The organism is Cobetia sp. L2A1, from assembly GCF_009796845.1.
In the GTDB taxonomy this organism is placed as follows: Bacteria; Pseudomonadota; Gammaproteobacteria; order Pseudomonadales; family Halomonadaceae; genus Cobetia.
Map to the genome: position 1 here is coordinate 2,552,160 of NZ_CP047025.1, position 15,486 is coordinate 2,567,645.

Annotated in this window: 5 protein-coding genes; all 5 read left to right on the plus strand. The window is 59.0% G+C overall.

Features of this window, described 5'->3' with window-relative positions:
* Positions 1-116 precede the first annotated feature (116 nt).
* The 5 genes from GQR90_RS10935 (at position 117) to GQR90_RS17640 (ending at position 15,001) form a co-directional block, all read left to right on the plus strand.
* Positions 117-2,318: a capsular polysaccharide export protein, LipB/KpsS family gene (locus tag GQR90_RS10935; protein WP_158774140.1), complete on the plus strand. Its 2,202-nt coding sequence runs from the start codon at positions 117-119 to the stop codon at positions 2,316-2,318.
* Positions 2,319-2,492: 174 nt separating this feature from the next.
* Positions 2,493-3,758, plus strand: coding sequence for a capsule biosynthesis protein (locus GQR90_RS10940; protein WP_158774141.1), 1,266 nt, complete (start codon positions 2,493-2,495; stop codon positions 3,756-3,758).
* 146 nt (positions 3,759-3,904) lie between these two features.
* Positions 3,905-4,789, plus strand: a complete 885-nt coding sequence (locus tag GQR90_RS10945) for an SDR family NAD(P)-dependent oxidoreductase (RefSeq protein ID WP_233266241.1) — start codon at positions 3,905-3,907, stop codon at positions 4,787-4,789.
* Positions 4,790-4,940: 151 nt separating this feature from the next.
* Positions 4,941-6,734, plus strand: coding sequence for an LTA synthase family protein (locus tag GQR90_RS10950; RefSeq protein ID WP_158774142.1), 1,794 nt, complete (start codon positions 4,941-4,943; stop codon positions 6,732-6,734).
* Positions 6,731-15,001 (plus strand): type I polyketide synthase, encoded by an 8,271-nt coding sequence (locus GQR90_RS17640; protein ID WP_233266242.1) that lies wholly within the window; start codon positions 6,731-6,733, stop codon positions 14,999-15,001. The genes GQR90_RS10950 and GQR90_RS17640 overlap by 4 nt, the downstream gene beginning before the upstream one ends.
* Positions 15,002-15,486: the final 485 nt, after the last annotated feature.

Here is a 15,486-nt window from a genome sequence, read left to right on the forward strand (position 1 = left end):
AAAATACTGCCGACGACATCAGGAAACCCTTTTCTGGCGTGGCCTACAGCCGATCATTATGTTTTTCATCTGGTATTCTCCATAAGCCTGATCTTGACTGCTTTATCCCCGAACTCATGCCTCTACGCAAGGCTTGCATAGATTTTCCTGGCACCTTGAGTCGTGGGAAAAAGAGTGGAAACAAGAGACAAAACTCCTCTGCGACCACCTTGTCATGGCGACTCGGGGCGATAAAAAATGTAATAAAATCACCACTTTTCACATTTTTTTCGCCTCAGAGGCATACACAACTCGGCACCCTTGAGCGCGCCAATAATAGCGACCAAAGTCGAATTTTCCTGCACAATGAATCTGCCACATGTGTCGTAGGCTGGGGCCATAAATCCACCGCTGAACGTGCCAGACGCCATGCCCGTAAGCATGCTCTTCCCTATGTCGCATTAGAGGATGGTTTTCTTCGTTCATTGACGCTTGCCAGTGCTGGTTATCCCGGTATGTCACTGGTCGTCGATCACCAAGGGATCTATTACGATGCCCGCCAGCCGAGCGATCTCGAGCAGCTGATCATCGAGTCCCCGCAACGCCAGGATGCCAAATTACTTCAGCGTGCGTGCCTAGCCATGCAGCAGCTTCGTGAGCAGCGCCTAAGCAAGTATAACCATGCACCCGAGAAACGCCTGCCAGCCTGCCAGAAGCGTCAGCGCATCCTGGTTGTCGACCAGACCGACGGCGATGCCTCCGTCGAAGGTGGCATGGCTAACGCACAGACGTTTATTGACATGCTACATGACGCCTGCGCCCTGCCGGATGCCGAGGTATGGGTAAAGGTGCATCCAGATGTGATCGCAGGCAAGAAACAGGGCTACCTGCTCGAAGGTGCCCGCCAGCGTGGCTGTACATTGCTCAGCGACGACATCAATCCATGGAGTCTGTTTGAGCAGATCGATGCCGTGCATGTGGTGACTAGCCAGCTGGGGTTTGAGGCAGTGATGGCGGGCCTGCCGGTCACCTGCCATGGAATACCCTTCTATGCGGGTTGGGGACTGACCGAAGACCGCCAGCAATGCTCGCGCCGCGGACGCTCGCGGACGCTCGAGCAAGTCTTTGCCGCGGCGTATCTTCAGTACAGTCGCTACGCCAATCCCTACACTCGCAGCGCCGCGTCACTTGAAGAGATCATTCATCTGTTGGCTGATCAAAAGCGTCAGAGTGAGAAACTGGCAGGTGATTGGATAGCCCCCGGCTATTCTCGCTGGAAACAGGGATTCCTGCCCTTCTTCCTGGGCCCGATGGCACAACTGACATTTGAAAAAAATGACATGGATGCCCTCAAGCGGTTGCAGACCAACGCCAGCACGACATCTGGCCTGCCGTCTTCGCGCAGCCGGGTATTGAGCTGGGCGAGTCGCACCACGTCCGGGTTTGCGGCAGAAGTCGCCACACACGGCGGTGAGCTATGGCGCATCGAGGATGGATTTCTGCGTTCCGTCGGCCTGGGGGTGGATCTGGTACGTCCGCTGTCTCTGATTCTTGACTCGCGCGCGATGCACTTCGATGCGAGCGCCCCCAGCACATTGGAAAACTGGCTGGAAAATCATCAGTTCAGCGAGGACGAACTTGAGCGCGCTTGCAGTCTGCGCGAGCGCATTACTGTACTGGGTTTGAGCAAGTACAATTCGGAGAGTGACGAGCTGCCTGATATTCGCGCCCTGGCGATCGGGCGCGAAGTCGTATTGGTGGTGGGACAGGTGGAGTCTGACGCCTCAATTCGCCACGCTTGCCCCGGCATCCGAACCAATCGGGCTTTAATTGAAGCGGCGCGAAAATTGCACCCTCATGCCTACGTGATCTATAAGCCGCATCCTGACGTTGTATCAGGTGGACGGGCTGGTGACATGGCGAAGACAGACAATTTCTACGATCTTGAATTGACCGCTGGCAACATCAGCCAGCTGTTTTCCCAAGTGGATCACCTGCACACGCTATGCTCCCTGGCGGGCTTTGAAGCCCTGCTTCGCGGCGTCACGGTGACGACGCATGGGATGCCCTTTTATGCAGGCTGGGGATTGACGCGTGATCAGCTTGACTGCCCTCGACGTACCCGTCGCTTGAGTCTGGATGCATTGGTAGCGGGCGCCTTGATCGAATATCCCGTTTATGTCGCGCCAAAGCAGGGGCATCTTTGCAATGCAGAAACGGTCGTCACGATTCTGGAACAACAACGCGAGACACTCCGTCATGGCACCTTGACACCTTCCCTGCCATGGAAGACGCGGCTTTATCGGGGCTATCGCGCGCTATTCATCGGGAAGCACTGATTTATGCAACATGAACGTCTGGAGTTACCGTTTATCAGCACTCCTCTTTTTAGTGCTCCGTTCCTGAACGGAGCACGCGAGCAGACCCCGACATTCAAGCTGTCCGATGAGGCAGTATTGACGCGACCGTCATCCCAGTCAGAGTCATCGCCACCGGCGAAGACACCGTCCCCTATGTCACCTGATCACCAGCGCAAATCCGGTGATGGTCGTCGTCGTGTGTTCATGTTGCTGCAGGGCGTGTGTTCGCCCTTCTTTCTCGATCTGGCGAACAAGCTCAAACAGGATGGCCACGAGGTCATCAAGGTCAACTTCAATAGCGGTGACAGCTACTATTGGCGTCACGACAAGGCGTATGCCTTCCGCGGCCGCATCGAAGAGCTCGGTGACTACATCGCTGACCTGTGGCGCAAGCATCATGTCACTGATCAGGTGCTGTTCGGTGACCGTCGCCCTGTACATCGGGACGCCGTGCTCAAGGCGGAATATCTTGGCATTCGCACCCATGTCTTCGAGGAAGGATACTTTCGGCCATTCTGGGTGACGCTGGAACGCGAGGGGGTCAATGGCCACTCGTTGCTACCGCGTGACCCAGACTGGTTCAGAGAGGCTGGCAAGCATCTGGATGATGCGCCGACGCCGCAGCGCTTCAAGGCGCCCTTCCGCGAGCGCGCTCGTCATGACATCACCTACCACCTGGCGGGCGCTGCCAATCCGCTGCTGTTTCCGCGTTATCAGCCGCACAGCATCAATGCCGCCCATGAATATGCCGGCTATGCCACACGTCTGCCACTGATGCGCTGGTACAAGCACCGCGATGGCAAACGCATCGAACAGCTGACCCGAAGTGGTGCACCTTTCTACCTACTGCCACTACAGCTCAATACGGATGCCCAGATTCGCTATCATTCACGCTTTGCCAACATGCAGGAAGTCATCCAGCGTGTGATGAAGAGCTTTGCGCTCAATGCTCCTCGCGGGGCACGACTCGTGATCAAGAATCACCCGCTGGACATGGGGCTGGTCAATTATCCGGCCTTGATTCGCAACCTGGAGCGTCGCTACGACCTGATCGGGCGCATCGTCTATCTGGAAAGTGGCAACTTGGAGAAACTGCTGCAGCAGGCCAAGGGCATGATCACCGTCAACAGCACTACCGGCAACGTGGCACTGCAATACCGCTGCCCGACCTTCTGCATGGGAGATCCGATCTTCAACCTGCCGGGCCTGACATTCCAGGGCAACCTGAATGATTTCTGGACACAAGGTCAGCGCCCCGATACCACGCTGTTCCGCAACTTCCGCAATACCGTCATTCATACCGTGCAGTTGAATGGTGGCTTTTACTGCAAGCCGGGCATGCAGCTCGCCGTACAAGGGGCTGTCAAGATACTGAGTGCTGAGCGCTCGCCGCTCGAGCTCATGCTGAGCCGTTGCTGACAAGAAGGCTTGTACCGCAGGGACGCAGCCAAGCCCCGCAGCACCGAAGCGATCCACGAGATGCTGAGAAGTGACGATTGCTCAGCCAAAAACGAAAAAGCATGGGAACTACCGACCGTCTGTGTCGGGATTCAAGGAGACAGATCATGACGGCCATGCCCCCAAAGCAGCCAACCCAGCCAACCCAGCCAACCCAGCCAGCGCCATCAGACACACGCCGCGACAGCGATTCATCTACTGAGGGTGGCGCAGACGCCAGTTCATCCGCGGCACTGCGACGCGTGCTGATTACCGGTGCCACCGGTGAGATAGGCGGCGCCTTGGCACGTGGCTATGCAGCCAAGGGCACCACACTTATCCTGACCGGTCGCAGACAGCGCAAGCTTGATGATATTGCTCACCAATGCCGAGCACTGGGCGCGGAGGTCGAGTGCACGGTACTCAATCTGTGTGATGAAGAGACGCTACTGACTTGGCTTGAGGAGGTCTGCGCGCGCGGCGTGCCCGATATCGCCATTGCCAATGCCGGCATGAATACCGATATCGGCCCACAGGGTAATGGTGAGCGCTGGGAAGACGCTAGACGTCTCTTGCAGACCAATGTCATGGGAACACTGGGCATGGCGCATCATCTCGCGCTGGCAATGAAGGCGCGCGGCAGTGGTCAGCTAGTGCTGTTAAGCTCATTGGCGGCCTGGCATGGTCTGGCCCTGACGCCCAGCTACAGTGGCAGCAAGGCAGCAGTCAAAGCCTACGGCGAAGGGCTGCGCAGCTGGCTAAAGCCCTTCGGTGTCGGTGTGACGGTCGTGATGCCCGGCTATGTCACGTCACCGATGTGTGAGGCAATGCCTGGTCCCAAGCCCTTCGAGATGCCAGCGCACAAGGCGGCGCAGCGAATCATGAAAGGGGTGGCGAAGAATCGTGCCCGCATCAGCTTCCCCTTCCCGCTCAATTTCGGGTGCTGGTGGCTGAGCGTCCTGCCGGCAGGAATATCGCAGCGCTTGCTGGGCCTGTTCAATTACACTCATTGATACAGTCATTGAAAGCGTGATCCTGACGGCCTGCCATGCACGGCCTTCCGATAGCGTCTCGCTCTACACATCAGTACTCCAGATGGTCGAGATTCCGACCTGAACATTACACTGCATCTGCTACGGCAGACGCTAACGAGGTCGGCATTACATGGAGTTTGTCATTGCGTTTTTATCTTTCATGGCATGGCCGTTGCTTATCGGCCTGGTGATGACGCTGGGTCTTGAACACCTGCTATTGCGGCAGATGACCCTGCCTCCAGTGGCTTTCCTGCGCCGCCCGGTCAACGCCCAGTTGGCCCACGTCAGCTACTGGTGCGCCAGCTGGGCCCTGTGCACGCTGATCACCCAACGCCCCTGGTTCTCACTGGTGGTCGTCAATGCGCTGTGGCTGGTCGTTTTGCAGGTCAGTCATACCAAGTATGTGTCTCTTCGTGAGCCCTTCCTCAGCCAGGATTTCGAGTACTTCACTGACGCCATCAAGCATCCGCGCCTCTATATTCCCTTCTTTGGCATCGGGCTGACTATCGTCGCGACCGCTGCCGGGGCGCTCGCGATTGGCTTGGGACTATGGCTGGAACCGACTCTCTCAGCTTCACAAAGTACGGCAGCTGTTGCAGCCAGTGCATGGCTACTGCCCGTGATCAGCATATTGATCGCCTCCAGTGCACTCACTTACGTCATGGGGGGAAAGCTTGCGCCGAAAGTCACCCTGATGCCTGAATTTGATCTTCGTGAGTTGGGCATGGTGGCTTACCTGCTCGCCTATGCACGCCTGGCACGCCGCCCTCTGGCGCCTACGCATGACCCGCTGGAAGCGGCGCAGCGCGAGGTGGAACTCACACTCACCACCCTGCTGAAAGACGCTCAGGAAGCTGCCCTCGAAGACGGATCGCAAGCGACGGACACCCAGGCGCTCTTGCCGCATGTCGTCAGCGTGCAGAGCGAATCCTTCTTCGATGCGCGCCGTATCTACCCACAGGTACGCGATGATCTACTGCCGCATCTGGACCGCTGTCACTTCACGGCACTGGCGCAAGGCTTGCCATGTGGTCGATTGGCCGTGCCTGCCTGGGGGGCCAATACAGTACGCACCGAAACCGCCTTCTTGACCGGTCTGACGCCTGAGCAGCTGGGCGTGCATCAGTTCAATCCCTACCATCAGCTGGCCAAGCGCGCCGTGCCCAACCTGGCCGCCAGCTACAAGGCGCTGGGCTATCGTACACTTTGCATTCACCCCTATCCGGGCAGCTTCTATCTTCGAAACAAGGTGCTCAAGACACTCGGCTTCGATGAATTCCTCGATATCGCTCACTTCAGCGATGCTGACAAGTGCGGACAGTACATCAGTGATGCCGCTGTCGCCGCCAAGGTGGAAGACTGCCTACTGGAAGCGGGTGATACACCACTCTTCATTCAGGTCATCACCATGGAAAATCATGGCCCGCTGCATCTCGAGACATTCGACAACGCGCGCCTGGCCGAATGGTATGAAGGCGAGCTACCGGAGAATTGTCGTGAACTTGGCATCTATCTGCGCCACCTGGTCAATGCGGATGCCATGATCGACCAACTCAGTACGGCGTTGTCGCGTTTACCGCGCGGTGGACTGCTGTGCTTCTACGGTGATCACGTCCCCATCATGCCCGAGGTCTATCAGACGCTCGGCGAGCCCAATGGTGTGACAGATACCTTCATCTGGTCGACGCAGCTACCGGAGTCCGCCGAGGTCGCTCAACAGACCATGGACGCCGTGCGCGAGGCAGACCCAGAGCTGATGGAATCGGCCCTGGTCTGCGACGGCGCCTTCAAGACCGACGAGCAATGCCGTAAAGGCGACCCGCGCGTCATCAACATTGAAACACTTGGAAGTGCGCTGCTGCAGGCGACGAACCAACATGTTCGCCACAGTGCCGCGACTCAGAAGTTCAGGAGCCTCTCATGACCCGACGCGTTGCCATCATCGGCGCTGCAAGCCGTTTCCCCGGCACCACTCAGGCCACTCTGTGGGCAGACCTCCTGGCCGGCAAGGACATGGTGACCGAAGTCGCCGATGACCGCTGGAGCAAGGACTCCCTATTACATCCGGACAAGAAAGCCCCGGGGATGAGCTACAGCTTTGCCGCCGGCACGCTGGGCGACATCTCGGGCTTTGATCCGGCATTTTTCGGCATCAGCCCACGCGAAGCGACCAGCATGGACCCCCAGCAGCGCATGTTGCTGGAAATGAGCTGGGAAGCCATCGAGCATGCCGGCATTCCCGCCAATAAGATGCGCGGTTCACGCTGTGGCGTCTACATGGGCGTAGCCAGCCTCGACTATTCCTATCGCATGGCGGATGACCTGAGCGCCATCGGCCCGAATACAGCGACCGGCAACACCTCGAGCGTTGCCTCCAACCGCCTGTCCTATGCCTTTGATCTGCATGGGCCCAGCCTGTCACTGGACACCGCCTGCTCTTCCTCGATGGTCGCCTTCCACCAAGCCTGTCAGTCGATCCGCAGCGGTGAGACGGACATGGCGCTGACCGGCGGCATCAGCCTGCACCTGCACCCCTATGGCTTCCTGATCTTCTCCAAGGCCACCATGCTGTCAAAGACTGGCCGCTGCCAGGTGTTTGACGAAGCGGGCGATGGCTATGTGCGCTCCGAGGGGGGCGGTGTCTTCCTGCTCAAGGAGCTCGAGCAGGCCATTGCCGATGGCGATCGGATCCTGGCTGTCGTCGCCTCTACCGTCGTCAATACCGACGGCTACAAGTCCGGCCTGACCGTGCCCAACCCGGCCGCGCAGATTGAGCTGATGGAGCGCGCCTGTGAGCTGGCCGGCATCACCCCGGACGAGATCGATTACCTCGAAGCACATGGGACCGGCACCTCGGTGGGTGACCCGCTCGAGACGCGCGCCATCGGCGCTGCCATCGGTCAGAAACGCTCCAGCCCGCTACCGATTGGCTCGATCAAGAGCAATATGGGCCACCTGGAGACCGCCTCTGGTGTCGCAGGGTTGGCCAAGGCGCTGGGCGTCATCGCGCACCGCGAAGTCCCGGCGACCATCAAGATTCAACGTCTGAATCCCAAGATTCGCACCGATGAGTGGAATCTGGATATCGTCACCCAGCCCCGCAAGCTGAAAGCTGAAGGCCGTCTGGTCGTCGGTATCAACTCGTTTGGCTTCGGTGGCGCCAATGCGCACGTGCTGCTGGAAAGCCCGCCTCTCTCCCCTGGAGGCTCGGCTCATCAGCACACTGATGCTGAACCGGACGCAGAGCAGGCTCAGCCGCTGCGCCTCAGTGCCCGCTCGCCAGACGCACTCAAGCAGACGGCCCGCGAACTGGCCGAGCATCTGCGCGCGACACAACAACACGGCAATGCGCCGAGTCTCTACGATCTCAGCTGGCAACTCGCGGTGCGTCGCGAACATCATGTTCATGGTGCTCTGTTGAGTGCAGATACCTTCGAGACATTGCTTGAAGATCTCGATGCATTGGGTGCAGAGGGAGACCTTGGCGACCACCCGCGCATCACATTGGCGGATCGCCTGCCACCACTCGCGACGGAAAGCGACAACGGCGCCTCGGTCCGTAAGCCCGTAAAGGGATCCACCGTTGATCTCCCTGCAGCCGACACTCGTGCGACTGATAGCCGAGAACGCGGCCCCGTCTTCGTCTATTCCGGCAACGGCTGCCAGTGGGAAGGCATGGGGCGGGCCCTCATGCAAGAATCCGCCAGTGTGCGCGCTTGCCTGGAACGCCTGGATACCCTCTTCCGCGATTTCAATGGCTTCGAGCTGCTTCACGAGCTGAACGGCTACCCGCAGAGCGAAAGCGATGACGGCAGCACGCGCGAGAAGAACCACCGTCTTGATGCCACCGAGGTCGCGCAGCCGACGCTGTTTGCCTTGCAGGTCGCCGTCACCGAATGGCTGATCGAGCGTGGCATTTGCCCCGCTGCCGTCACCGGCCACAGCGTGGGTGAAGTCGCGGCCGCGTGGGCCAGTGGCGCACTGACACTGAATGACGCCATTCGCGTCATCTTCCAGCGCAGTCATCATCAGGGACGCACTCGCGGTACTGGCGCCATGATGGCGGTCGGCCTTGGCGAGAGTGATATCCGTGAATGGCTGGAACAGGACAGCTGGCACACGTTGTCACTGGCGGGCATCAATGGTCCACGCGGTGTCACGCTCGCCGGGGATCGTGAGCTGCTGGAGGCCCTGGGCAAGCAGCTTTCCGCGCAAGGCACCTTCGCTCGCGTGCTGGGGTTGGACTATGCCTTCCATAGCCCGGCGATGGACCCGATCAAGGATGGACTGCTGGCGTCACTGAAGGGCCTTGCGCCGCAAGCCACTCATATCCCTTTTGTCTCCACCGTGACGGGCTGCGTCATCGCAGGCGAGCAACTGGACGCGCGTTACTGGTGGGAAAACATTCGCCAGCCGGTCATGTTCGAAGCCGCGATCAGCGAACTGGTCGCCTGGCCAGCCGCAACCAGCCAAGGCAGCGGCCATGGGCGGCATCGTCTCTTGATCGAGATCGGGGCCCATCCGATTCTGCGCAGTTACTTGAACGATGTCCTCAAGGCGCGTGGTGATGATGCGCCGGCCGGCCAAGTACTCGCCAGTCTCGAACGTCGACATGATGGCCTTGAGGCACTGGAACATCTGCGCGGCCGAGTGCTTCTATCGGGCGCTGTCGATCTCGGTGAGCAGTTCCCCGTGACAGGACAGTTCGTGGAGCTACCGAGCTATCCGTGGCAACGCACTCCCTGTTTCGTCGGTACCACCAGTGAAGGCCAGCGCCTGCTGGATCGTCACTACGTGCATCCACTATTGGGTTATCGTCTGGCCCAACAACGTCTTACCTGGGAAGCGCAGCTCGACACTCAGAAAGTGCCTTGGCTGGCTGACCACCAGGTCGGTGAAAGCGCGGTATTCCCGGGAGCAGGCTATCTTGAGCAATGCTTGGCCGCCGCCCATGAATGGCAAGCCGCCAAGGGCGATGCTGATAAAACAGATGCTCATGGCCTGCACGCTGTGCTGGATCTCGAAGATTTCGAGATCCGAGCCCCACTGTTATTGGATGACAGTACGCTGCGCCTGACACGCCTGTCACTCGACAACGCCAATGGCGCCATGCGTCTGGAAAGCCGCGAGACCCGTGCTGAAGATGCCGACAAGTGGAATCTTCACGCCGTGGCACGCGCCTTTACCGGCACACGTGGACGTCTACTCGAACGTCGTGCTCCGACACTGCCCTCTCGTAGCGCAGATTTCGATCGTGATGCGCATGTGGCTGCAGCAGCGCAACTCGGCCTGCACTATGGCCCATACTTCCGTGCCGCTGAGCAGATCTGGGTCGAGGCCGGAAATGATGTTGCGTCACGCCCGCAGGTGCTGGCACGTTTTGCACTGACACCAGAAATGGCTGCACAGGACGCAGACTTCCATCTGCACCCCGGCGTTCTCGACAGTGCCTTCCAGCTATTCATCCCTCTACTGGGAATTCTCAAGGGACAGGCAGCGGCCAGTGATGGCATGGCATTTGTGCCGGTGCGGGTCGGTCGCTTGCAGGTACGCCAACAGGTACGCGCCTCACAGATCACTACCGCACGCGTCGTGCTGCGCTCACGAGGGCCACACTCTCTATGCGCCGACTTCGAGCTATTCGATGCTGAGGGCTGCGCCGTTGCAGTCGCGGAAGAAGCTCGTTTCCGCGCCGTGCGTCTGGGTCGTGATGGCCGCGCGCACCTAGATTATCTGGACGTGGAACTGACTGCAGCTCCTCATCCCGGAACCGCGATCAAGGTGCCTGATCTGGCACTGATGTCGTTGATCACGGCGACTCACGAGTATCCTCAGGATGAGGCGCACCCGCTCAATGACAGTGTGCGCTTCGCCGATGAGGTGGAGCCACTGCTCGATAGCCTGATGCTCTCCAGTGTCCATGAGACGTTGGTGCGTCATGCCGCGCCCGGTGAACCCGCCCAGTCACATCTGGATATCGAGGCGGCGACCCGCTGGCAGCAGCGCGCACCGCTGTTCAGCCGTGCGCTGCTGGGATGGGCTGAAGTGCAAGGGCTGATCGAGGCCCAGGACAATGGCTACTGGCAGATCAATGAACTTGACCTGCCCGCCGCCCGTGATATCTGGCAGCTGTTGGCACGAGATTATCCCGGCCAATTCCCGCTGACTCATATCGCTGGTCGCCTGCATCTGCATCTTGATGAATGGCTCAATCGCGGCATGCCGCTGAGTGAGGAGGGCAACGATGCCGCTATCGACGAAGCAGGGGAAAATCAACCTGAAGAAACCCTGTCAGACGAGAGCGATACCAAAGCCTCCATGCATAGGGCGCGGGCGGCAAAATCGCTGACTCCCGATGCACAGGCTGCTCTTACTCAGCTGCGCCAGCCGCTTGTCCCGACACTGCTCAAGACGGCGGTCGGCAATGCTGGTTGGCAGTGGCTGAGCGAGCAACTTGACCAACGCCTCGCGTCCGCCCTCGCTGGACTGCCAGCAGGTCAGCGCCTCAATATCATCGAAATGGGTGCCGGCGGCCCTTGGGTAGGTCAGCGACTGGTCTCGCTACGTCATGCCAATGTACATCGCCGTCCTCATGATGTACTTGGCTACACCTTCGTGGCTGCCAGTGCCTCGGCTCTGAATGAAGGAAATCGCCTTCAGGAAGACCTGCCGCTGATCAACGTGGTCTCGAGTGATGACTGGCAGGCTGCAACGCCGAGCGACGCTGTAGCGTCTGCCAATGCGTATATCGCCAATAACCAGTTGGCGATTGTGCATCTGGATCTGGAAGCCCCGTCGCAGGCGCGCGAGATATTGACGGCGCTAGTGGGCCACCTTGCCCCCGGTGCTGACGTCTTGCTGTGTGGGTGTGAGCCGGCAACATGGAGCGGCCCTCTTCTCGCATTGGACGATGGTGCGCAACTCCGTAGCCACCCCAGCAGTGCTCAGTGGCGACGCCTGCTGGCTCAATTGGGACTCCAGTGCGACCTGACGACACAGACGGAATCTGGCGCTCCTCTGGCAGGGGCCTGGTGGCTTTCAGCACGCCTGAAACCGACACAGGCCGCTGACTCCTTAAGCGATCACTCCACAACTGCTCATTCCATAAGTACTCAGGCATTGCAGATCGCATTGCTCGACGGACCGCAGTCGCGGGCTGATCAAGCCTTCGTGGAGCACCTGACCCAGACACTCAAGGCACGAGGTCATCAGGTCAGCCACGAGACACTGCCCACCTCGATGGATAGCGATCAGGACAGCACTCCCAGCGTACTCGTTGAGCATCTGGCGCAGTTTGATCATCTGATCGCATTGCCCGCCGCTCAAGGGCAATCAGAGAGCGATAATGCTCAGCAGTGCGCGCGTCAGCTACTGCTTGCTGGAGTGGCACAAGCCTTTGATGCTGCTCAGGAGCAAGATGAAGACGCCGTTGCGCCGACACTTTGGGTGATGACACACGGTGTGGCCGTCCTCTGGCCGCTGGCTGCATCACCTACTCTTCAGCCTGCTCAACCCTTGAATGGTGACGGGCATCAGGCACCTGCCGACGCGGCGAGCTGGGGCTTTGCCCGCAGCCTGGCCAACGAGAGCCAATCATTGGCAATACGGCTGCTGGATATCCCGCTGAATACCGCGCCGAGTGACGTGCTGTTTGCGGCCATCGTGCAGGAGCTGGAAGCTCCGGATCATGAGCAGGAAGTCGTGCTTACCGCTGCAGGGACACGCTTTGCCACGCGCCTGCGCGAGGTGGCGGCTCCGCATACGACGTTGCCCCGTGCCACTGTCTCGAGCCTCTCGCAAGATCGAGCGGCAGTTAGTCTGGGCTTCAGCCAGCCGGGCCAGCTGCGCAATCTCGAATGGCAGCCCCGGGTGCTCCCGCCGGTGGCGCGTGGTGAAGTCGAAGTGCGCGTCGAAGCGACTGGCCTGAATTTCCGCGACGTCATGTATACGCTAGGCCTGCTGTCTGATGAGGCGATCGAGCATGGTTTCTCTGGTCCGAGCCTCGGTCTCGAGTTTTCCGGTGTCGTCACCCAGGCAGGCGAAGGTGCCGAGTTTTCTGTCGGTGCGCGTGTGGTCGGTTTTGGCCCCGCAAGCTTCTCGGATCGTCTGGTGATCGCGGAGACTGCACTTGCGCATGTGCCGCAGGGCATCAGTCTTGAAGCTGCCGCCACCATTCCCACCACCTTCTTCACGGTCTACTACGCGCTCAAGCATCTGGCACGCCTTGAAGCGGGTGAAAAGGTTCTGATTCATGGTGCTGCGGGTGGTGTCGGCATTGCCGCACTGCAGATTGCTGACTGGCTGGGAGCAGAAGTCTTCGCGACGGTAGGCTCGCCAGCCAAGCGTGACTTCCTGGCGCTGATGGGCATCGACAATATCTACGACTCACGTAGCCACGGCTTTGCTGAGGATATTCTCGCGGATCTGGCAGCCCGTCAGCAGCGAGATGCGTCAGTCGATGCTCGCGGAGTGGACGTGGTGCTCAACTCCCTCGCGGGTGAGGCGATCGTCCAGAATCTGCGCGTGCTCAAGCCCTTCGGGCGCTTCTGCGAGTTGGGCAAGCGTGATTTCTACGAAAATACTCCGATGGGGCTGCGCCCGTTCCGCAACAATCTGAGCTACTTCGGTATCGATTCCGATCAGTTGATGAAGGAATGCCCGGGGCTGACCACACGCCTGTTCCGCGAGATGATGGCGTTGTTCGACAATGGCACCTTGGCACCGCTGCCCTTCACCACGTTCGATGCCAGCCAGGTCGTCGAGGCCTTCCGCTACATGCAGCAGGCCCGTCAGATAGGCAAGGTGGTCGTGACGCAACGAGCAGCCAGCACGCCTGCTGACACTGATGGCGAAGTCCCGATCGCCGACAATTCCAATTCAATACCACGCCCACCTGCTACCGCTGTGTCGGTGACAGCGAGTACATCGGCATCAACCACACTGACGCTAGATCCGACAGCCAGCTATCTGGTGACCGGTGGCTTGGGTGGCTTTGGCCTGCGCAGTGCCGAATGGCTTGCCGCCCAGGGCGCTCGTGAACTGATTCTGCTCGGACGCTCCGGTGCGTCAAGCGAGGAGGCCCAGTCAGGCGTCGCACGCTTGGAAGCGCAGGGAGTGCGCGTGCACGCACTGGCGTGTGACGTATCAGATCGTGAAGCACTGACCCATGTCTTCAAGTGCATCACCACCCAGGAGTCCGCGGGTGAAAAGACGACGATGGCTCCGCTCAAGGGCATCATCCATGCCGCGGCAGTCATAGACGATGCACTGATTCGCCAGCTCGACGCCGGCCGCATCACGCGAGTGATGACGCCAAAACTGGAAGGTGCCCGTCTGCTGGATGTCTTGAGCGCAGGACACGCGCTCGACTTCTTCGTGCTCTACTCCTCCGCCACTACGTTGTTCGGTAACCCCGGACAAAGTGTCTATGTGGCAGCCAACCACTGGCTGGAGGGCTTGGCAGCCAGCCGTCGTGCACGTGGCTTGCCAGCGACCTGTGCTCGTTGGGGCGCCATTGAAGATGCAGGCTTCCTCACCCGCAACGAGAAGACACGTGAAGCACTCAAGAATCGCTTGGGGGGTGATGCACTGATGGCCGATCAAGCCCTGGCATGCTTGGGTGACATGATCTTGGCTGATCAACATGCTCTCGTAGTGGGTCAGCCCTCACGCTCGCTGGGTGTACTAGAGCTGGAATGGGGCGCGCTGGCGCGATTCCTGCCGACGGCCGACACCCCGCGCTTTGCCGAAATAGCACGACGCGCCGGTGACGACGACACCAGTCAAGCTCAGCAGGATGACATTGCCGCGGCACTGGCGGGACTGTCTGGAGAGGCGCTGCAGACAGCCATTGTCGAGATACTCAAGGGTGAGCTGAGCAAGATATTGCTGATCGATGTCACTGCGATCGACGTGAACAAGAGCGTCTACGACATGGGCTTTGATTCGCTGATGGGGGTCGAGCTCATGACAGCGGTAGAAGCACGTCTGGGCATCAGCATTCCAGTGATGATGATCAGTGAAGCCGCCACGCTATGGCGTTTGGCGGAACGTTTGATGCACAAGATGGACAATGGCAGCAGCGAAGATGGCGAAAGCAGCCGTGAAGAGCAGGCCATGGCCAAGTTGGTCAAACAGCACGGTAGCGAAGAGACCTCTCTGGCAGACCGAAGTGAGATGGTCAGCAAGTAGCCTGGCGGAACTTGATCTGCCCGCAGGGCTTAAAGAGGCAATTACAGATACATATGAAAAAAAGGGTGGGGAGCCATGGCTCTCCACCCGTTTTCGTTTCTACTGAGGAAATTATTCCTGATTCGCAGCGATCTGTGACATGAACGTGGTCTTTAACCGATTCACAGTTGAAATACTGTTCTTATTTCCCGTCATACACTCAAAGTGATACTTGATCTTGGCGACCTTGGCAGGACTTGCCAGCACTAGTTTTTTTAACAATGCCTCCTCTTCTTTCCCCAATAATGGTTGCCTGCCAGAACGCTATCTAGCGCGAAGTCCACTCACACTACTACTGATGACGATAAAGTCATGACACCTAGATTGGCGTCACTAACAGCTATCGCCGCATCTGACCAAACAAGCGCAACATTCGACAATACTACCGTGATCTACCGATATTTTATTGCAGAAATATCGCAATTTCCACCGTTTATGGATACGAT

What these genes read in the sequence shown, in the direction of transcription:
- GQR90_RS10935 (WP_158774140.1), top strand. Translation starts at nt 117, where the DNA reads ATGCCTCTACGCAAGGCTTGCATAGATTTTCCTGGCACCTTGAGTCGT.
- GQR90_RS10940 (WP_158774141.1), top strand. Translation starts at nt 2,493, where the DNA reads ATGTCACCTGATCACCAGCGCAAATCCGGTGATGGTCGTCGTCGTGTG.
- GQR90_RS10945 (WP_233266241.1), top strand. Translation starts at nt 3,905, where the DNA reads ATGACGGCCATGCCCCCAAAGCAGCCAACCCAGCCAACCCAGCCAACC.
- GQR90_RS10950 (WP_158774142.1), top strand. Translation starts at nt 4,941, where the DNA reads ATGGAGTTTGTCATTGCGTTTTTATCTTTCATGGCATGGCCGTTGCTT.
- GQR90_RS17640 (WP_233266242.1), top strand. Translation starts at nt 6,731, where the DNA reads ATGACCCGACGCGTTGCCATCATCGGCGCTGCAAGCCGTTTCCCCGGC.